The organism is Marinomonas foliarum, from assembly GCF_003337275.1.
In the GTDB taxonomy this organism is placed as follows: Bacteria; Pseudomonadota; Gammaproteobacteria; order Pseudomonadales; family Marinomonadaceae; genus Marinomonas; species Marinomonas foliarum.
The window spans coordinates 40,803-60,456 of the sequence record NZ_QPJQ01000008.1 but is presented as its reverse complement, the minus strand read 5'-3'; the positions used below and the strand labels follow the sequence as shown (position 1 = coordinate 60,456).

Genomic DNA, 19,654 nt, shown 5'->3' with positions numbered 1-19,654 from the left:
GTGATTAAAAGCAAGCCTCAGAGGTATTCGCTCTTATAACGGTGAACTATATTCCCACTTTTTAAAAACGAATGGGACCATAAAACTATGTTTAACCGTAAACCATCTACCAAAAGCATGTGGAGAGCAATCAGAACTCTCACTCCTTCCCTTTTTTCATTTCCCGACGCAGTTCCTTTAACTCCAGCTGTAGCTGTTGCATTTGCTCCAATAGTTGTTGCTGGGTGGCTTTTTCTGTGTCGATCTCTTCTTTGTGTTCGTCGTCGTGCATGGTTTGTACGGCATTAACGATGACAGCTATGAAGAGGTTGAGTAGGGTTGGTGTATGGCTAAGTGTTGTTAACGAAGGATTTGCCCATATTGCCCCAAAAGCCCAAGGGATAGCGTACTACTTGGAAGCTTCCTACTCAAAGCCCGGTGTTGGTGAGTCGTATGGATTGAGCTTTATTATGTCGATACCATCGACATAACAAGCCTTCATGTCGAAATTCTCTCACTTTTTCGACATGAAAATAAAAATCCTGATGACCTGTCTATTTTTTCGTGTTTTTTATACATAACCCAACAGACATCTGTTTTCCTATGCCTCCTATAAACCGCTTTCAAGCATTAAACGTTTCTTGTTTAACAAGTTATTCGCTGAGGCGGATGCAGGGCTGATTTGCACAGCATTGAAGAGGTTAAGCATGGTTCAGGTCGCCATCTGAATAAAAGGAGAAATATTTTTACAATTCCCCTATCTTCTTAATCTTTCGAAAGATCTCCCCCCTCTCCTCTGTCGGCATATCGTCACTAAAGTGTCATGTTTTCACGCTAGAGTGACTGTCACGCTCCCAATGAATTAAATCAAATCAACCATTATCTCATGGGTAAGGAAGACTTTATGAAACGCCTTTGCACACTCGCTTTTACCTCTGTCATCGCCGCTAACGCTGCGTACGCGGATTTTTCTCTAGATAGCCGCTACGTGGATAACGATAACGATCTGGTAGCTGATATTCCTACGGATAAATCTAAGCTAACAGACCCTAGCACGTTGATTTTTGCCTACACTCCAGTGGAAGACCCAGCAGTATACGAAGATGTTTGGTCAGACTTTTTAGAACACATGGAAGACGTAACAGGTAAAAAAGTAAAATTCTATCCAGTTCAATCCAACGCGGCGCAAATTGAAGCCATGCGTGCAGGTCGTCTTCATGTAGCGGGTTTCAACACAGGTTCAAACCCTCTAGCGGTTGCGTGTGCGGGCTTTCGTCCCTTCGCAATGATGGCGGCAGCAGATGGTTCATTTGGTTACGAAATGGAAATCATCACTTACCCAGGTTCTGGCATTAATAAGCCAGCAGACATCAAGGGTAAGAAGCTAGCCTTTACTTCTCAAACCTCGAACTCTGGTTTTAAAGCGCCATCAGCAATTTTGAAAGCAGACTTCGACATGCTTCCTGAGCGTGATTTTGAACCTGTTTTTTCTGGTAAGCATGACAACTCTATCCTAGGCGTTGCGAATAAAGACTACCCAGCCGCAGCCGTTGCTAACTCTGTTTTACACCGTATGGTCGAGCGTGATGTCGTGAAAGCCGACCAAATTAAGTCTATTTATAAGTCTCAAACCTTCCCAACTACGGGCTATGGTGTGGCATATAACCTAAAGCCAGAGCTACAAGAGAAGATCAAAGAAGCGTTTTTCACGTTTAATTGGAAAGGCAGCAAACTGAAGCAAGAATTCAAAAGTGAAGATCAGTTCTTACCTATTACGTTCAAAGAACATTGGAACGTCATTCGTAAAATTGATACCGCCAATGGCGTTTCTTACAGCTGCAAATAGGCGATAACGTGTTAAAACTTGAACATTTAAAGAAACGCTACAAAACTGGCCCTTGGGTACTTAAAGACATTAGCTTTGAAGTACCTGAAGGAGAAATCGTTGGATTAATCGGCCCCAGTGGGGCCGGTAAATCTACCTTGATCCGCTGTATCAATCGTTTGATTGAACCGTCCGAAGGTAACATTTACTTGGCAGACGCTTGCCTTAGCAAGCTGTCCACCAGCCAAATGCGTACCCAACGTCGCAAAATCGGTATGATCTTCCAAGAATATGCGCTGGTCGAACGACTAAGCGTGATGGAAAACGTTTTATCAGGCCGATTGGGTTACTTGCCGTTTTGGCGCAGCTTCTTGCGTAAGTTCCCGAGCAACGACATAGACAACGCCTTTGAATATTTGGACCGTGTTGGCTTAATCGATCACGCCAACAAGCGTGCAGATGAGCTATCTGGCGGCCAACGCCAACGTGTCGGCATTGCTCGTGCTCTGGCGCAGGATCCACGCCTTCTACTGGTAGACGAACCAACGGCTAGTTTAGACCCAAAAACCTCACGCCAAATAATGCGTCTGATCCAGTCTATCTGTCGTGAAAACGGTTTGCCGGCCATCATCAACATCCACGATGTGCCATTAGCTCAGCAATTTGTGGATCGTATTATCGGTCTTCAAGGTGGCGAAGTCGTATTCGATGGCAAACCAGATGAACTGACCGAAGATGTGCTGACGCGTATTTATGGTGACGAAGACTGGCATCCAGAACCTCAGGATGATGCGGATGAACTTGAACAGGTGGAGGTGGCTTAATGCGTACTTGGCAAAGGCCGCATTACCTCGTCCCCAATAAACGCTGGCGCTTAGCGCTGTGGGTTATGTTTATTGCCTATTTAGTGGTTGGCATTGGCAGCGTCGAGGTTAACTGGATGCGTGCTTATGAAGGCTTAGACCGCGGCGCAAAATTCCTTGCTGGCTTTTTACAGCCAGACTTTACCAGCCGCGCGAAAGACATCTACGCTGGGATTTTAGAAAGCCTGACAATGACGGTCACCTCGACCGTAGTGGGCATTTTGCTGTCATTGCCTTTTGGGGTGGGTGCAGCGCGTAATATTTCTCCTAAACCTGTGTACTTGTTCTGTCGCTCTTTCATCGCTTTGTCGCGCTCTATGCAAGAGATCATTGTGGCGATATTCCTTGTCGCCTTGTTTGGATTTGGTGCATTTGCCGGCTTCCTAACGCTGACTTATGCGACTATTGGCTTTCTTGGCAAGTTGCTGGCCGAAGAAATCGAAGGCATTGACCGCAAGCAGTTAGAAGCAATCAGCGCCACGGGCGCCTCTTGGTTACAGCGCGTTCACATGGCCATTTGGCCGCAAGTGATGCCACGTATGATTGGTTTGTCTTTTTATCGTTTTGATATCAACTTTCGCGAATCCGCGGTGATCGGTATTGTTGGCGCTGGCGGTATTGGCGCGACCTTAAATACAGCCATCGATCGCTACGAATACGATTCAGCTGGCGCCATTCTTCTTATCATTATTGTCATTGTTATGGCGTGCGAATACTTATCAGGATGGATTAGAAAATGGGTCAGTTAGATCAATCGACGCTTTGGCATAGCAATAATCGTCGCCACGCGCGGATCATCTGGGGGTTCTGGTTTATCACTGTGTTGCTAACGGTTTACTGCTGGCAGGTGATGAACGAAGAAACCATGTGGGTGTTTGTCTACGACGCTCCCGAACAAGGTGCAGATCTTCTAAGCAGGATGTTTCCGCCAAACTGGCTTTATATAAACCAGCTGTACGAAGCCTTGTGGGACACTCTCAACATCGCTACGTTAGGTACTTTGCTTGGAGTGATATTGGCGTTTCCGGTGGCCTTTTTAGCGGCCAGAAACACCACACCATCAACGAAGTTTGTTCGCCCTGTTGCGCTGTTCATCATTGCGGCATCGCGTTCTATCAACTCCTTGATCTGGGCATTGCTGTTGGTGTCTATCTTAGGGCCAGGGATCTTGGCTGGCATCATCGCCATCGGCTTACGTTCTATTGGTTTTGTCGCCAAGCTGCTTTATGAAAGCATAGAAGAAACCAATGGCACCAGTGTGGAAGCGATCGAATCCACTGGAGCATCACGCTTTCAGGTCATCAACTACGCAATCATCCCGCAGATATTGCCAGCCTTCTTGAGCATCGCGATATTTCGCTGGGATATTAATATTCGAGAATCGACGATTCTAGGACTCGTTGGCGCGGGCGGCATCGGCTTGTTCTTATCCTCGTCACTGAATACCTTGGCGTGGCCTCAAGTGACTCTGATCATCCTTGTGATCCTTGCCACCGTGGTCGTATCGGAATACTTCTCGGCAAAAGTACGTAGCCTGCTTATCTAAACCAAAAGCACCATTAGACCTCACGGCCTAATGGTGCAACTGGGTTCCTTCTTGTTGCTACGGTTTATTCATATCCCGGCGCAGTGCCTGTAGTTCGAGCTGCAATTGCTGCATTTGCTCCATTAACTGCTGCTGGGTGGCTTTTTCAGCGTCTAGCTCGTCTTTGTGTTCATCGTCATGCATGGTTTGTACGGCGTTGACGATGACGGCGATGAAGAGGTTGAGCATGGTGAAGGTAGCAATCAGAATGAATGGAACAAAAAACGCCCAAGCGTAAGGGAAGGCTTCCATAACAGGACGTGCGATGCCCATGGACCAGCTTTCTAAGGTCATCACTTGGAACAGGGTATACAAAGAAGCGCCTAGGCTGCCAAACCATTCAGGAAACGCCTCGCCAAATAATTTGGTCACCATGACCGCAGCCACGTAATACACCAGACCCAGCACCATAGCGATGGACAACATGCCATTCAGGGATTTGATCAAAGCACCGACTATTTTCTTCATCGATGGCACGAAAGTTAGCACGCGCAATACCCGCAAGACTCTGAGAGCACGCAGTACAGCGAAAGGCCCGCTGGCTGGTACTAAGGCAACCCCTACGACAATAAAATCGAACACATTCCAGCCGTCTTTGAAAAACGCTAAGCGATGCACAAACAAACGGATAGTGAGCTCAACCACAAACACCGCCAATATGGCTTTGTCCAAGGCAATTAAAAACGGACCAACGGCGGCCATTATATCTGATGAGGTTTCTAACCCTAGAATAACCGCATTAATTAAAATAAATGCCAGCAAAATACGCTGTACAGTGATGTTTTCAATAAACACCTTTAAGCGCTGACGAATGGAATTCTCAGGCACAACCAGTGTACTGGACATGTATCACCTCAATGTAAACAATCCCAAGTAGAGATTAAATGAAAGCCATTCTATGGCAAGACCAAATAAGATCAATCTATTTTGATGTAAAAAAATTGACCTATTAAAGGATTATAAAAACACACTGTTTGCTTGACCTTTTAATATGAAACACGCAAAAAATAACAGTAACTAGTAACAGAAATACCTGAATGATATATGATCAAAAAACATGTTTTACTAGGCTCTAAGTTGCGTCTGCCGAAGTCGCTCAACGATTGGCTGTACTGCCAAGGCCTTGTCCTAAGTTAAATCAAAATAGTGGATTACCCTTTACGAAGCTTTTTGTTACCCTGTAAAGACTCCAAACGAAAAAAGGTGTGAACATGAAGTTTCCATTATTAGTCATTGCGGTAACACTTGCATTAGCTGGCTGTGCAAATACTTGGGAAGGCGTGAAAGAAGACTCCTCAAAAGCCTACAACAGCACGAAAGAAACGATTCACGAAGCGACTGAATAAGTCGACTTTATAGGTCATGACAGTATTTTAAAGCCCACTTTTACGCCATGTAAAAGTGGGCTTTTTCACATACAAAGGTCCGCAGAAAACGCATTTTTACAAGCATCAAATAACCATTGGTAAGCTGGGCCGCGATTCGCGCCTTTTTTGGAGACCAAATCCACAGGAACGGACCAAGGCTTGTGGTCAAAAGTCACGTCGATTTTATGAATATCACCGGTTTCGATGAATGGTTGAACCAAGGATAAGGGCAAATACGCCCAACCTATTTTTTGTTGTATCAACTCTAAAACCGCGTAGTTACTTGTACACCACCATGCGTTTGGCGTCATGCTGATTAAGGCTTGCGACTCTTTTTTGAAAAAACCACGAACGGCTATTTGCCGATAGGGTGCAAGGTCTGATTCCGACAATAAGCTCAGTTCTGCCAAAGGAAAGTCGCGGTGGCATACGGCCATAAAGTCCACACCGCCCACGTAGCAGAAATCGACTTGTTTGTTCGCTTCCACCTCTGAAAACATAACCCCCATATCAATATTGCCATTCGCCACGGCTTCGGCAATATCGGGAGAAGCAAGGGATACTATGTCTAGCTGGACATAAGGAAATTGCTGAGCAAATAGCGCAAATATCGACGACACATGAGGGGCGATTAACGCATCATCAATGGCAATGGTGAGCGCACTTTCTTCGCGCCGATGAATGGATTCGGCAATTTTTTCAAACTCATGGGACTGGGCTAAAAGCGCTTTCGCACTGCGAATTAAGCGCTCCCCTTCTGATGTTAGCTTTGGACTGCGAGAGGTGCGATCAAACAGTTCAACCCCCAAGTCTATTTCTAAGCTGCTGATGCCGTGGCTCACGGCGGACTGCACCTTGCCTAGTTTTCTCGCGCACGCTGAAAAAGACCCTAATTCAGTGGATAACACCAGCATATTAATTTGTTCAAGACTTAACATATGAAAAATATCGATAGTTAATAACTTTTTATCATCATAAATATCGATACTATAAAAAGCAACTTCGCCCACATGAATGCGAATATTTTTAGTATGGAGTAATGGAAATGAGTTGGTTGTATTTGCTACTGGCAGGATTAACAGAAATCGGTTGGCCTGTTGGGCTAAAGATGGCGCAATCAGGAGGATCAAAACTGTTGGGAATTTCTATTGCCATTTTCTTTATGGCGGTCAGTGGTACCTTGCTTTGGTTGGCACAGAAAGAAATTCCGATGGGCACCGCCTATGCGGTTTGGACAGGAATCGGTGCATCTGGTACCTTTCTGCTAGGTATTTGGTTTTATGGCGATCCGACATCCTTGCTTCGCTACATGGGCGTACTGCTGATTATCCTTGGCGTGGTGGTGTTAAAGTTTGCCCATTAAGTTGGGCAATTTACCTTGCGTTATGGTGAGTAAAGCCGAAAAATAAGCTGACCACTCTTCAGCCTGTGAGCCTATCGAGATGATCTACCGTGTTAACCTAAATTTGTTGCGTTCCTTAAAGGTGTTGCTAGAGGAGCGCCATGTTAGCCACGCGGCCAATAAATTGAATCTAACGCAATCTGCGGTTAGCCGTCAGCTTAGCCAGCTTAGGTATTTATTTGCGGATCCATTGCTTATTCGCGAAGGCAATACTCTGATTCCCACACCTAAAGCGCTAATGCTGCAAACGAAGCTGACTCATTGGTTTCTAGAGTTGGATGATTTACTGGTAGAAGAGGCATTCGAACCAGCAAAATGGCATGGCGAGTTTGTGCTCTCATCCAGCGATTATGTGGCGCAGTATATTTTGCCTGATATTGTTGAGGCCTTGGCAGCACACGCGCCCAATGTATCAATGCAGTATCGTTTATGGCAGCCAGATTTATTGCCTCAGCTTGCCACCTCCGATATTCAATTGGCATCCAGCATGTCTCCGACTCAGCCAGAAGGCGTGTCTTCTGTTCAAATAGGTGAAGACTCCCCTGTTTGCGTGATGAGCCATGCTCACCCTTTGGCAAAACAAGACACTCTGAGCATTGACGATCTTCTCGCCTACGCTCATATTAAAGTGATCGGCGGTGGCGATAAAGACAGTTACGTGGATGAGGCGTTAGCCAAACTAGAAAAGCAACGCCGCTTTGCGCTGAAGGTGCCATTTTTCTATGCGGCAGCGCAATCGCTGTGTCAAAGTCAGCACCTTTTGGTGATTCCAGAACACATTGCTCGAAATTTAAAAAAACACTTCTCGCTGACCTATAAGCCCCTTCCCATCACCACACCTCGTCATAAGTACTGGCTCATTTGGCATGCAAAATACGACAACGATCCTTCTCACCTATGGGTAAGAAACCTGGTTTTGCAGACGATGTCAAAAGCGACTTATTCCATTGGCTATGATACAAAATCATAACCATAATGAGAAAATATGATTTCATATAATAATGAGGGCTTGCTAATCTGCTTCGATCATTAAGGAGCAAGCGTATGTCACTGTCTATTTGGTTTTCCCTGTTTACCATTTGTTTGCTTGGTGCTATCTCACCAGGCCCCAGTCTCGCGATGGTCATCAAACACAGTTTGGCGGGTGGTCGAGCAAACGGTTTGGCCACATCTTGGGCGCACGCAACAGGCATTGGCTTGTACGCGCTACTATCCATGCTTGGCTTGGCGGTGATTTTTCATCAGTTTCCTTTGCTATTTCATGCCATCAGTTACGCAGGGGCAGCGTATTTGGCTTACCTTGGTGTGAATGCTCTGCGTTCCAAAGGTGGCATTGCGGCCAAACTGGAATCCGGCACTCCCGTTAGCGTGTTTCAATCGGCAAAGGAAGGCTTTCTGGTGTCGATTTTAAGCCCCAAAATTGCTTTATTTTTTGCCGCGCTATTCAGCCCTTTCGTTGCCGAAGTTCATCAAATCAGTGGAAAAATGCTCATGGTAGCGACCCCTTGGCTGGTGGATGGTCTTTGGTACACCTTGATTGCGTGCCTGCTATCGAATGCGCGCTTTTTGGAAAAGTTGCGCAGCCAAGCCATGTGGATTGATCGCTTATCTGGCTTAGCATTAATTTTCTTAGCGCTGTATATTCTCACGACGATCTAAGCGAACCGTAACGGGCGCTCTGTCATTCCTTGCCCCAACGTTCAATCCGATATTGCCTTGGCGATTTCCCCAGCGCTTTTTTAAAGAAGGTGATGAAAGCGCTGACGGAGTCGTAGCCTAGCTCTTCGGAGATGGTTTGGATCGGCATGTTGATCGCTAGCTTTTGCAGAGCAAGAACAATGTGAAGCTGGCTTCGCCATTGGCCAAAAGTGAGTTGTACATGGCGCTTAATCATTCGTGCCAGTGTGCGTTCGCTCATGGCAAAGTCGCTGGCCCATTCGCCTAGAGTGCGTTTTTCGTTGGGTCTGGCAATCAGCTCAAGAGCGAGGCGATTTAGTGTCGGCTCGTCGGGAATGGGAAAATCAAACTCTTCTCGCTCAAGTTCAATAAGCTGGTCGATCAAGACATCAACCAGCCGATCTGTGGCAAGGTCGGTTTCTTCATAGCGTTGTTGCGAGTGCAGATGCAATATCAGTTCACGTACAAATGGCGTAACCGTCAAGGTACAAGCCACCTCTGGCAAAGGTAAATCACTACCATCGACAAACAACATACACACATCGGCATTGGGTGATATCTGATTGCGATGCATAACATTGCTGGGAATCCAAACCGCGCAACGTGGCGGTACAAGCCACATTTTGTCGTCGATAAAGCTGGTGACAACACCTGTTAGCGGTAAAACCAGTTGGCCTTTTTGATGTTTGTGCCAAGGCGTTTCCTCACTATGTGGTACCGATTGCGAGCGCAATACGAGAACGCGATGTGGATAATGATCCGCAAAACAAAGGTCGGTCAGTGTCTCAAAAATGCTTTTGTCTGTATTTCGCAATTTATTGTCCAAGTCGCTTAATTCAGCAAGCAGAGTAACCCATATAATAGCGAATCGACAATATCTCCCGAAAACCTCTTTTTCGAAATGGACGCCATGAAACGATTACTTAAATTAGCGCAACACGACGCGGCCTTTTTACTCTTGTTTATCTTTTTGGTAGCACTGAGTTTGCGTGGTCCCGTGACAGGTTTGCCACCCTTGTTAGATCGAATCAGTACAGATCTGCATTTAAGCAGCTCGCAATCCGGTTTGCTTACTAGCTTGCCACTGTTGGCGTTTGGCTTTTTTGCGCCTGTGGCATCTTGGTTAACTCGCCACTTTCGTATTGAGCGCATTTTGGCGTCGGGCGTGGGTTTGATTGCCATTGGTATGATTATTCGTACTTTTGGTTCGATAAGTACCTTGTATATCGGTGCGATATTTATTGGCGCCGGAATTGCCATTGGTAATGTCTTGCTGCCAAGTTTACTGAAACGCGAGTTTCCGCATTACGTGGTTCAGCTCACGGCGATTTATGTGCTGATGATGAGCATCGGCGGCTTTTTGATGTCGAGCCTTGCGGTGCCATTGAGTTTATATGCCGAACAGCCAAGCTTTGACCTGCCAATGAGTGGTTGGTCGTTTGCTCTGGCGTGTCAAAGTGTGTTGATTCTGTTGCCTTTGGTGGTGTGGTTCAGTTGCAAAATAACCCAGCATCAACCGCCGCAAACCGGTAACGTTGAAATATCTACTTCCGTTTGGCGATCCGTAACCGCATGGCAAGTAGCAGGATTTCTAGCTGTAAACTCGCTAGTGAATTATGTGGTCGTCGCTTGGGTTCCGGCTATTTTAATGAGCAACGGTTACACCGATTCAACGGCCGGCTTGTATCAAGGTTATTTGCAATTGGCTGGCGCAGTTCCTTCGTTGATTTTAGCGCCGTTTATTAATCGCTTAGGCAGCCATAGACGTTTGTGCTTGTTTGCCACAGGACTCACTACTTTGAGTCTAGTTGGCTTTTTATTCATTCCAAGTTGGTCTGGTGTTTGGTCGGTGTCTTTTGGTTTTGGCGTCAGTATGGGCTTTATTTTAGGCTTGTCTTTTGTCAGTTTACGGACCAACAGCCCAAAACAAGCGGCCGCCCTGTCTGGCATGGCACAGTTAATTGGTTATACCCTTGCAGCCATTGGCCCTGTGTTAATTGGTGCGCTTTATGATTGGCACCAATCGTGGACTGCGCCGCTTTATGTCATGCTGAGCATCGGCGTAATTTGGATGACATTAGGCTGGATGGCAAGCCCTAAGCCTAACCATTAGATTGCTCGCGAGATCGTAGACTAAGACTCTTCTTCTACGATCTTTTGCTGCAAGGGAATCGTTAACGTGAAAGTCGTTCCTACACCTACTTCTGACTTCACTTCAACCCTTCCTTGCATAAGTTTATTTACCCATTGGCTAACTAAATGAAGCCCCAGCCCTGTATGTTTTTTTGATCTTCCTGTCGTGGCAAAAGGTTCAAAGATGCGTTTCTGCATTTCAGGAGCAATTCCTCTACCATTATCACTAAGCACCAACTCTAAGTTGCCATTTTTCTCTGTCGCCTCCAGCTTTATTTCACCCTTATCAAGACGTTGAAAGCCATGCTCCAAGGCATTATCTATCAGGTTTTGAAAGATTTGTGAGAGTATGCCTGGGTAGCCTAACATTTGGATATTATCCGGAACCTCTAGCTTTAACATAATATCAGAGCGTTTTTTTAAAGCCGGCTTATAGGTAAAAGCAATATCGTTGGCGACGTCATGAAGATAGAAAGTCTGCATTTCATGAGCGGTACGATCCGACACAATACGTTTAAAACTAGATACAACATCCAATGCGCGAGAAAGGTTCTTTTCTGCAATCGCTAATGAATTAAACACTCCCTCATTCGTTTTCTGAGAAAGCGAGCTGGCTTCTTCATCCAGCCAGACTTTACAAGAAGACAAGGCCATTCTGACACCACCTAATGGCGTATGCATTTCATGCGCTAGCCCTGCAACCATCAGACCTAAGGAAGACAGCTTGCTGGTTTCTACCAGTTCATCTTGTAGATCAATTAACTTCTGGTTAGCCACGTTCAGACTTTGATTCATTTGCTCTGCTTGGTCTTTTTCTTGCTTTACCAGCTTCAGTAAGCGATAGGTCTCGAACTGAGCGGCCACCTGTCGCCATACTAACCATGCGATCACCAAAAAGCACAGGCTCGCGATACCTATAATGCGCATAATTAGCGTTCTCTGCCAGACCGTCAGCGCATTCGCATTAGATTGTGCAACCAGATACAAAGACGACGCGTGAGGTACGCCTTGGCTTTCGCTATCGTCTCCATCGATATGAAGCTCGAATAAACTCCACAATCGATTATCTTGAAAAAAACGTTCCAGTCCTTGGATGTTATTCATTTCTTGCCAGATAGCAGGAAAGTACGACTTGATATTAAACCTTGCATCGTTTGGATGAAGTATCGCACCCCATTCAAGCCTTTTGTCAGCCGCTAGAACCCAATAACCATTGGCATCCAATATTTCTAATGAAACATCATCACTGCTCAATGAACTCATTAATTCAAACAGCTGAGTCAGATCATAATTAACCACCAAAATACCTGATATCTCACCAGCCATACGTATCGCACCGCGTACCGTTGGTTGAAAAGGTCGAACAATTTCTTGGTTTTCTATATTCAAATCAAGAGGTGAAATATACACCTCTTGATTTGCTTCTTTAGGCGCATTTTTCACATAGTCTCGATTAGATTTATTCTGCAAGTGCTCTTCTGGTACTCTAGATACAAGACCCGCTTGAGCATTAACTCGCACCAATTCACGACCATCTAACGAGATCCACCTAACTTGGGAAATAAGATCCGACGTTTGGGCAAAATAACGAAACTCTTCGGCCACTTGTGCTTTCCAGTCATCAGGAAATGGCGCATTCTGCGACTGGGTCGATTGTTGTGGCGCAAGACGTGCCGTAACACTATTACGCAATAACATGGTCACACGTTTGATATAGCCCATTTCTCGGTTTACAACACTCGCGCTGCGTGACAGCATTTCCGATTCAGTCCAAGCTAACTGACTCACTTTACCATCTAAAAAATAACGATAGGTACCAAAGCTCAGCAAGGTGATAAACAAAAAAATGCCGACTAAATACATAAAAAACAATGGTTTTTTCTGTGATAAATACGTCTTTATTTGCATCGTGTTATCGGCCTTTTTGCACCCAATAAATGGTGTCGTCTATCGACATGGGCTTCGCAAATAAATAGCCCTGACCATTTTCACACCCCAACGCCAGCAAATGCGTTTTTTGTTGCTCAGTCTCAATACCTTCCGCCACCACGCTCAATCCGAGCAAGTTCCCCAACTCGATGATCATTTTCAGGATCTCCCAATCCTTTTCCGATTCCTCCATTTGCCACACAAAACTATGGTCAATTTTTAGCGTGGAGACCGCCAAAGTAGATAGATACGCCAAAGACGAATACCCCGTACCGAAATCATCAATATTCGTATTAACGCCTAGTGCTTTCAGTGCTGATAAGTGTCTGTTTATCGTGGCTTTCTCGTTAATCAATTGTGATTCTGTAATCTCTAACTCGATCAGCTCTGTTGGCGCCTGCTCTTCTTCAAGTATTGCCTTAAAAGTCGAGATGAAATCTGGGCGAATAATCTCATTGCCCGCCACATTAACAGAAATAGGCACATTGATTCCGATGCCTTTGAGCGTATGAATTGCCCGACACGACTGCCGTAAAATTTGTCGATCTAATTTAGCAATCAAACCACTGCTCTCAGCCAATGATATAAATACATCAGGGGGGATGAAGCTTCCATTTTTATGCTCCCATCGAGCTAACGCTTCAAAGCCGATTAAGGTGCTATCTTTTAAACTCACTTTAGGCTGGAAATACGCCATGATGTCATCATTTAAAATGGCTTCGCGCAAATCCTGCAGTAATTCAAAGCGGCCAAACATGGCAGAAGCCAATTCATTACTAAATGCCAAAAACGCGACATCTTCGTATTTCGCTCTTGCCAGCGTACTTTTCCCGACACTAATCAATTGCTCAGCACTGTATGAAGGGAAGTCTGACAAGGTCACTGAACTGATGGTTAAATCGAGCGAATGAGTGGCTTTTTCGACTTTAATTTTGGTATGGATAATCCGCTCCAATGACAATTCAGTGTATTCCTTATCGTCATACACCACCAACATCAGGGTATCGCGTTCGAGCATAGCAATATCAACAGACTGTCCAAAAAAGTCATTAAGGTAGTCATACAAAGATAAGATCAGCTGGTCACAATAGCTCGCGCCCAAAACCGATTCCGTGTAAGCCAAGTCATCGACGCAAACCATTAACAGCGTGGCTTTCTCCCGCTCCCAAGAAAACATGTCGCGAATATCGCGAATGAGCCAGTTTTTATTATGAATGCCTAGAGTGGGTTCTATGTACGCCAGTTCGGTTAGCTTGTTATTCAAAGCCACATTGCGAAAACCAGCGCCGATATTTTCGCAGAACACCTGAAGTAAATTGATCTCATTTGCTGCTAGTGTGCGGTTTATCTTAACCACAACCATGTAGACTCGACCGTCTAGCTCTTTGTTGGAGAAATACAGCACAGAGAAGCCATCAATAAACACATGCTTTTTTTGCTCATAAGCGTTCAAAACAGTGTCTTTCAGAACATCGTCTTCAATGGCCGGTAAAAAATATCTATTTTTGTGTACAGAAAATTCACCACTGGTCGCAACAATAGACGCGTTTGCTAGATCCTCTTTCTCTGGATGAAAGAAGCACACAATGCCGCCATTCTTCACCTTCAATAGCTGTCCAAGCTCTTCCAAGATGGAATGGGTATAATCTGAAATATCACTTTTAGAAGCGATGCGCTGACTGGCAGCAAGCAGTAACTGCATGCTATGACGAGCTTCTTTCATATCAGAAAGGTGCTCCCATGTGCGCAAATTGCTCAGTACAATCGTTTGCAGGTGCACCTGCGTAAGATCCGACTTACACCAATAATCATCAATATCATATTGGCTAATTAAATCATCTGCGGATGTCATGCCAGCTTGCCCCGTCAGCAGCACGATACGCACTAAATCATTACCGATGTCTTCACGTATAGTTCGAATTAGACGTAAGCCAGCGTGGTCTGTTTCCATAACAACATCGAGGAAAATAACCGATATATCAGGATTCTCAGCAATCACAGTCGCCGCTTCAAGAGCAGAAGACGCAGTTAAAAAGTCGACCTTTTTGTTATCGTAATTTAATGCATTCAGTCCATTCAGCAAGGCATCTTGGTAATCTTTATCGTCCTCGACAGACAATACTTTGCAATAATTTCTTGTCCTTGGCTTAAGTTTCATTGGAGGCAAATTGTCATTAAAGGATAAATCCATCTTACTTCCCATCCGTGTTATTCCGAATATGTTACGTTTATACAAATATACTGTTTACCTACTAACAGCCTAGCTGTATTTAAGAAAATAACCTCTAAATTAGAAAGTTTTTTTGTAACTCGATAATGTCCATAAGCGGCATGAAAAAACGTAATTTTTTCAATAAAAACTGATAAGCCGATAACGGACATTTAAAGTAAATGTTTGTGGTATAGTAAAACGTTGAAAAGACATCGACAGGCGGATTAAAAGAACCCTATGGACAAACATAAAGGCAATTTATTCATCTTATCGGCGCCATCTGGTGCGGGTAAATCGACCTTGTATAAGGCGCTACTAAGTCAAGACAAGAATGTGCGAATTTCTATTTCTCATACCACGCGCGAGGCCAGAAAAGGCGAAGAGCATGGTAGAGAGTACTATTTCACTGACGTCGAAGACTTTTTAGATATGATTGCCGATGACGCGTTCTTCGAACATGCTCAGGTATTTGATAACTATTACGGCACGTCAAAAACCTCTGTTTTCAGCATGCTAGAGCAAGGTTTAGATGTCATCTTAGAAATTGACTGGCAAGGCGCTCGTCAAGTTCGCCAACTTTACCCAGAAGCACTTGGAATCTTTATTCTCCCTCCTTCGTTGAATGCGCTAGAAGAACGTTTACGAGGAAGAGGCACCGACTCTGACGACGTCATTCAAAGACGTATGAGCAAAGCAGTAAACGAAATGTCACACTACGATGAGTACGATTTTGCTATCGTTAACGATGACTTTGATACAGCGCTTTCTCAATTACAGTCGATTTTCACCGCAATGCGCTCAAAAACCACAGTAATGCGTGAAAAACATGGCAATCTTATAAATGATCTCTTGTCATTATAAGAAGCCGTTAAGTAGAATTACCCTTGGAAAAATAGATAACCGAACACAGAGGTCAAAATGGCTCGAGTTACCGTAGAAGATTGTTTAGAAAACGTTGATAACCGCTTTGAACTAGTGATGGTCGCTTCAAAACGCGCTCGTCAACTTGCCACTGGCGGCGAAGACGCAAAAGTGCCTTTAGAAGGCGATAAAGTGACTGTAGTTGCACTTCGTGAAATTGCTGAAAACTTGATCAATGCGCATAATATTGATCAACAAAAGCGTCCATTACACGAGTTTTAATCTCTATGGTGTCGCTCATATCACATCTATCGCACTTCTTTTTCTGCCTAGAGAGGTGAGCGATGTATACCATTGAAGATTTAGCACTGACTCTCAGTCAGTATTTGCCATACGAGCAAATAGCCAAGGTTAAACGCGCTTACTATTACGCTGAACAAGCCCACGATGGGCAAAAGCGCAAAAGTGGCGAACCCTATGTCACCCATCCTCTCGCTGTCGCCGAAATTCTGTCGGAACTTCGAATGGATTGTGATGGACTGACAGCGGCACTACTACATGATGTTATTGAAGACACAGGCATCAGTCGTGAAGCGCTTACCGAGCAATTTGGTGAAGGCGTTGCAGGATTAGTCGATGGCGTAAGTAAGCTTACGCATTTGGAATTCAATAGCCAAGTCGAAAAGCAAGCCCATAACTTCCAAAAAATGGCCATGGCCATGGCTGATGATATTCGCGTCATTTTGGTTAAGTTGGCAGACCGTTTACATAACATGCGCACACTCGATGCCATGCCAGCCCACAAAAAACGCCGTATTGCCCGCGAAACATTAGACATTTATGCACCGATTGCGAATCGTCTAGGCATGTACAACGTTCGGGTTGCTTTAGAATCCCTTGCCTTCCAAGCTTACTACCCTATGCGTGCCCGCATGCTGCAAAAAGCTATCCATAAAAAGTATGGCCAACAGCGCATTAAAGACACCCAAAAGCTTGAAGATACTATCCGATCCGAACTGGCTGCAGATTATATAGAAGCTAGCATCAGCGTTCGAGAAAAACATATTTACAGCATCTATCAAAAGATGGACAAAAAGCGTCGCTCCTTAGATGAGATCATGGACGTGATGGGCGTACGTATCGTGACAGATCGTCATGATAGTTGTTATCGAATTCTTGGCGTTATTCACGCCATCTTCAAACCAATTGAAGGTCGTTTCAAAGACTATATTGCTGTCCCAAAATCCAATGGTTACCAATCTCTTCATACCACAGTATTAGGCACCAACGGCATACCGATGGAAGTTCAAATACGCACAGAAGAAATGGATTTGGTTGCGAATAATGGCATTGCAGCCCATTGGGCTTACAAGGTCAGCGGCACGTCTAACATGCCGAGTAACCATGATCGGGCAACGAAATGGGTGAAAAGCCTATTAGAGATTCAGCAAAAAGCGCGTAATCCCGTCGAATTTGTCGATAACGTGAAAAGTGACTTATTTCCAGACGAAGTGTATGTCTTTACACCTAACGGTCAGATTATTGAATTACCTTCCGGCGCAACACCTGTCGACTTTGCTTATGGCGTCCACACAGAAATCGGTAACACCTGCATCTCTTGCCGAATAAATCGTCGCCTTGCGCCATTAAGTACGCAATTAGAAAGCGGACAAACAGTTGAAATCATCACGGCAAAAAATGCTCAACCAAACGTCGCTTGGTTAAGTTTTGCGATTACAGGTAAAGCGCGAACGAACATTCGTCACTATTTAAAAGACAAACAACGCGAAAATGCCATATCTATTGGACATCGTCTGTTAACTCGATCTTTAAATACGTTCAAAACCAATGTTGAAGAACTCACGATAGAGCAAATTGCGCAAGTATTAGAAACTCACCAACTGGCGTCACTAGATGACTTATTAGAGTCTATCGGCAAAGGCCGCCATGTTGGCTATTTGGTGGCTCGCGAGCTCTTCCCGAACATTGATGAAGACACGCTAGTCACGCCGAAGTCCTTTAAGGTGAATGGCTCTGAAGGCATGCTTATTTCTTATGCCAAATGCTGCGCTCCTATTCCTGGTGACCCAATTGTGGGTTATGTACAAGTGGATAAAGGCATCATCATTCACCACCTTAATTGCCCGAACGTTCAAGACCATTTATCTAATCCTGAACGCTTTATTCATATGGCGTGGGGTAAAGAGATCGAAGAAGAGCTACACATTAGCCTCATTGTTACCTACATCAATGAACGTGGTGCAGTGGCTAAAATCGCCAGCTCAATCAGCGACACTGATTTCCAAGTATCGAACCTTGATATTATTGAACGAGGCCGAGTCAGTCGCTTACGGTTAAGCATCACCATTTCTAGTCGCGTAGGCTTAGCGGATGTGATGCGTCGTATTAAAGCGGTTCGTTGTGTCGAAAAAGTCACTCGCGAAACCATTGTAGGACGTTAGTCGACCTTGATTTATCTTTTGTTTATCACCGTCTAGAAAATAGGATACGTATTTATGTCAAAGCAAGTGATTCACACTGAAAACGCACCAGCCGCTATCGGCCCATATTCTCAAGCCGTACGTGCTGGCAATACAGTGTATTTGTCTGGCCAAATTCCTTTGGTTCCAGAAACTATGGAAATCATCAGCGAAGACATCGTTGAACAAACAACGCAAGTTTTCAAAAACCTACAAGCAGTATGCGAAGCCGCTGGCGGTTCTTTAGAAAACGTTGTGAAATTTAACATTTTCATGACTGACTTAGGCAACTTCGCCACAGTTAACGAAGTGATGACTCAGTTCGTAAAAGAGCCTTACCCAGCTCGCGCCGCAATGGGCGTTCGTGCTTTACCAAAAGGCGTTCAAGTAGAAATTGAAGGTATTATGGTGTTGGAAGACTAATTTCTTCGCTTTGATACTGATAAAAAAAGAGGCTACGGCCTCTTTTTTTATGTCTATTTTTTCGAGTGGTATTTATCGCAAAGTTTTAAATTCTCGCAACAATTCACTATAGCCTGTCACATAGCTTGGATACTGCAATAGCCAACCTTGTGATAAAAGATACTGGCCTTGAAGACGCTTACCTGAAGTGGGAGCAAAACCTTCACCGCCATTCACCGCTACTTTGACGCCAAGACTCGTCGCCAGCCACAACTTTACTTCCCACATGGAAACAGGCGTTTGATCCGTCACAATAACGTGCGCAGGCAATTGCTTTTCGCTTAAAGCACAGTTCGCCAGCAACACTAGTGCTGCAACCACATCGTCGCGGTGAATGCGATTGGTCCAGCTGTTCGCTCCCCAGTCACTTTCGCTTAAAACGGTTTCTAGTAACCGATAACGCCCTGAACCATAAATGCCAGAGCAACGCACTGATACGCTAGAAAATGCAGCCGCTAAAGATTGCTCAGTTTCGAGTAACACCTTAGCAGTAGCCGATGTTGGCTGTGCTAGTGTAGCTTCGTCAATCCACTCGCCTTGGCTTTGCCCATAGACGCTGGTACTTGAGATGAAAAACACCTTCGGTGGCGTAGCAACAGATTGGTAACGGCGGATCAATGTTTGGGCCGTGTCGAAGTAGGCCGTGCGATAGGCACTTTCTGTGCGGCCATTAGGTGTCATGATTAAAAACACCACATCCACATCAGGCAGCATGTCATCAGACATATCGACTAAGTCGCCCGTAATACCTTCAACGCCAGCAGGAAAGTCTGACTTAGTCCGACGAATACCAGTAACACGATGACCTTGTGCCACCAACTCAGTGGCTACACCAGAACCTAAATCCCCGCAGCCAGCGATCAAAATTTTTGCCATATC

The 19,654-nt window shown here is 44.9% G+C and carries 20 protein-coding genes; 13 read left to right on the top strand and 7 right to left on the bottom strand.

Annotation, left to right across the window (positions count from 1 at the left end):
- Positions 1–139: 139 nt before the first annotated feature.
- Positions 140–271: a hypothetical protein gene (locus tag DFP77_RS19775; RefSeq protein WP_258861080.1), complete on the bottom strand. Its 132-nt coding sequence runs from the start codon at positions 269–271 to the stop codon at positions 140–142.
- Positions 272–883: 612 nt separating this feature from the next.
- On the opposite strand from DFP77_RS19775, the gene phnD reads away from it, so the two are divergent.
- Genes phnD through phnE (DFP77_RS06180) form a run of 4 tightly spaced genes read left to right on the top strand, consistent with a single transcriptional unit; the run spans position 884 to position 4,213 of the window.
- Positions 884–1,825 carry a phosphate/phosphite/phosphonate ABC transporter substrate-binding protein gene (gene phnD / locus DFP77_RS06195; RefSeq protein WP_114411410.1) on the top strand — a complete coding sequence of 314 codons (942 nt, stop codon included), beginning with the start codon at positions 884–886 and terminating at the stop codon, positions 1,823–1,825.
- 8 nt (positions 1,826–1,833) lie between these two features.
- The gene (phnC, locus tag DFP77_RS06190; protein ID WP_114411409.1) at positions 1,834–2,628 is read left to right on the top strand and encodes a phosphonate ABC transporter ATP-binding protein; all 795 of its coding nucleotides are present in this window, start codon (positions 1,834–1,836) and stop codon (positions 2,626–2,628) included.
- Positions 2,628–3,416 (top strand): phosphonate ABC transporter, permease protein PhnE, encoded by a 789-nt coding sequence (gene phnE / locus DFP77_RS06185; RefSeq protein WP_114411408.1) that lies wholly within the window; start codon positions 2,628–2,630, stop codon positions 3,414–3,416. Before phnC ends, phnE (DFP77_RS06185) begins: the two co-directional genes overlap by 1 nt.
- Complete coding sequence (phnE, locus tag DFP77_RS06180; RefSeq protein ID WP_114411407.1) at positions 3,404–4,213, top strand: phosphonate ABC transporter, permease protein PhnE; 810 nt, start codon at positions 3,404–3,406, stop codon at positions 4,211–4,213. Before phnE (DFP77_RS06185) ends, phnE (DFP77_RS06180) begins: the two co-directional genes overlap by 13 nt.
- Before the next feature lie 57 nt (positions 4,214–4,270).
- On the opposite strand, the gene DFP77_RS06175 is transcribed toward phnE (DFP77_RS06180), so the two are convergent.
- Entirely contained in the window at positions 4,271–5,098 is an 828-nt protein-coding gene (locus DFP77_RS06175) for an ion transporter (protein WP_114411406.1), read from the bottom strand.
- A gap of 365 nt (positions 5,099–5,463) precedes the next feature.
- On the opposite strand from DFP77_RS06175, the gene DFP77_RS19770 reads away from it, so the two are divergent.
- Positions 5,464–5,598 (top strand): entericidin EcnAB, encoded by a 135-nt coding sequence (locus tag DFP77_RS19770; protein ID WP_110577088.1) that lies wholly within the window; start codon positions 5,464–5,466, stop codon positions 5,596–5,598.
- A 65-nt stretch (positions 5,599–5,663) separates the two neighbouring features.
- On the opposite strand, the gene DFP77_RS06165 is transcribed toward DFP77_RS19770, so the two are convergent.
- Complete coding sequence (locus DFP77_RS06165; protein ID WP_114411464.1) at positions 5,664–6,557, bottom strand: LysR family transcriptional regulator; 894 nt, start codon at positions 6,555–6,557, stop codon at positions 5,664–5,666.
- 107 nt (positions 6,558–6,664) lie between these two features.
- Between DFP77_RS06165 and DFP77_RS06160 the strand changes: the two genes are divergently transcribed.
- The 3 genes from DFP77_RS06160 to DFP77_RS06150 all read left to right on the top strand — a co-directional run bounded on the left by DFP77_RS06160 (position 6,665) and on the right by DFP77_RS06150 (position 8,680).
- Positions 6,665–6,982, top strand: coding sequence for a DMT family transporter (locus DFP77_RS06160; protein ID WP_110577089.1), 318 nt, complete (start codon positions 6,665–6,667; stop codon positions 6,980–6,982).
- Between the two features lie 79 nt (positions 6,983–7,061).
- The gene (locus tag DFP77_RS06155; protein ID WP_114411405.1) at positions 7,062–7,991 is read left to right on the top strand and encodes a LysR family transcriptional regulator; all 930 of its coding nucleotides are present in this window, start codon (positions 7,062–7,064) and stop codon (positions 7,989–7,991) included.
- Between the two features lie 74 nt (positions 7,992–8,065).
- Positions 8,066–8,680 (top strand): LysE family translocator, encoded by a 615-nt coding sequence (locus tag DFP77_RS06150; RefSeq protein ID WP_114411404.1) that lies wholly within the window; start codon positions 8,066–8,068, stop codon positions 8,678–8,680.
- 22 nt (positions 8,681–8,702) lie between these two features.
- Here the strand turns inward: DFP77_RS06150 and DFP77_RS06145 are convergent, their stop codons facing one another.
- Positions 8,703–9,512, bottom strand: coding sequence for an AraC family transcriptional regulator (locus tag DFP77_RS06145; RefSeq protein ID WP_258861079.1), 810 nt, complete (start codon positions 9,510–9,512; stop codon positions 8,703–8,705).
- 96 nt (positions 9,513–9,608) lie between these two features.
- Here DFP77_RS06145 and DFP77_RS06140 point away from each other — a divergent pair, with 96 nt between their 5' ends.
- Positions 9,609–10,811, top strand: coding sequence for an MFS transporter (locus tag DFP77_RS06140; RefSeq protein WP_258861078.1), 1,203 nt, complete (start codon positions 9,609–9,611; stop codon positions 10,809–10,811).
- 20 nt (positions 10,812–10,831) lie between these two features.
- Here DFP77_RS06140 and DFP77_RS06135 read toward each other — a convergent pair whose 3' ends face one another.
- Both DFP77_RS06135 and DFP77_RS06130 read right to left on the bottom strand, forming a co-directional pair.
- A complete protein-coding gene (locus DFP77_RS06135; RefSeq protein WP_114411401.1) occupies positions 10,832–12,739 on the bottom strand; it encodes a sensor histidine kinase in 1,908 nt (635 codons plus the stop codon).
- Between the two features lie 4 nt (positions 12,740–12,743).
- The gene (locus DFP77_RS06130; RefSeq protein WP_258861077.1) at positions 12,744–14,951 is read right to left on the bottom strand and encodes an EAL domain-containing protein; all 2,208 of its coding nucleotides are present in this window, start codon (positions 14,949–14,951) and stop codon (positions 12,744–12,746) included.
- 258 nt (positions 14,952–15,209) lie between these two features.
- Here DFP77_RS06130 and gmk point away from each other — a divergent pair, with 258 nt between their 5' ends.
- From gmk to ridA, 4 genes are all read left to right on the top strand, one after another.
- Entirely contained in the window at positions 15,210–15,833 is a 624-nt protein-coding gene (gene gmk / locus DFP77_RS06125; protein WP_114411400.1) for a guanylate kinase, read from the top strand.
- A gap of 57 nt (positions 15,834–15,890) precedes the next feature.
- A complete protein-coding gene (gene rpoZ / locus DFP77_RS06120; RefSeq protein WP_114411399.1) occupies positions 15,891–16,115 on the top strand; it encodes a DNA-directed RNA polymerase subunit omega in 225 nt (74 codons plus the stop codon).
- 62 nt (positions 16,116–16,177) lie between these two features.
- Entirely contained in the window at positions 16,178–18,295 is a 2,118-nt protein-coding gene (locus DFP77_RS06115; protein WP_114411398.1) for a RelA/SpoT family protein, read from the top strand.
- A gap of 54 nt (positions 18,296–18,349) precedes the next feature.
- Positions 18,350–18,736 (top strand): deaminase RidA, encoded by a 387-nt coding sequence (ridA, locus tag DFP77_RS06110; protein ID WP_114411397.1) that lies wholly within the window; start codon positions 18,350–18,352, stop codon positions 18,734–18,736.
- 72 nt (positions 18,737–18,808) lie between these two features.
- On the opposite strand, the gene DFP77_RS06105 is transcribed toward ridA, so the two are convergent.
- Complete coding sequence (locus tag DFP77_RS06105) at positions 18,809–19,651, bottom strand: NAD-dependent epimerase/dehydratase family protein (protein ID WP_114411396.1); 843 nt, start codon at positions 19,649–19,651, stop codon at positions 18,809–18,811.
- Positions 19,652–19,654: the final 3 nt, after the last annotated feature.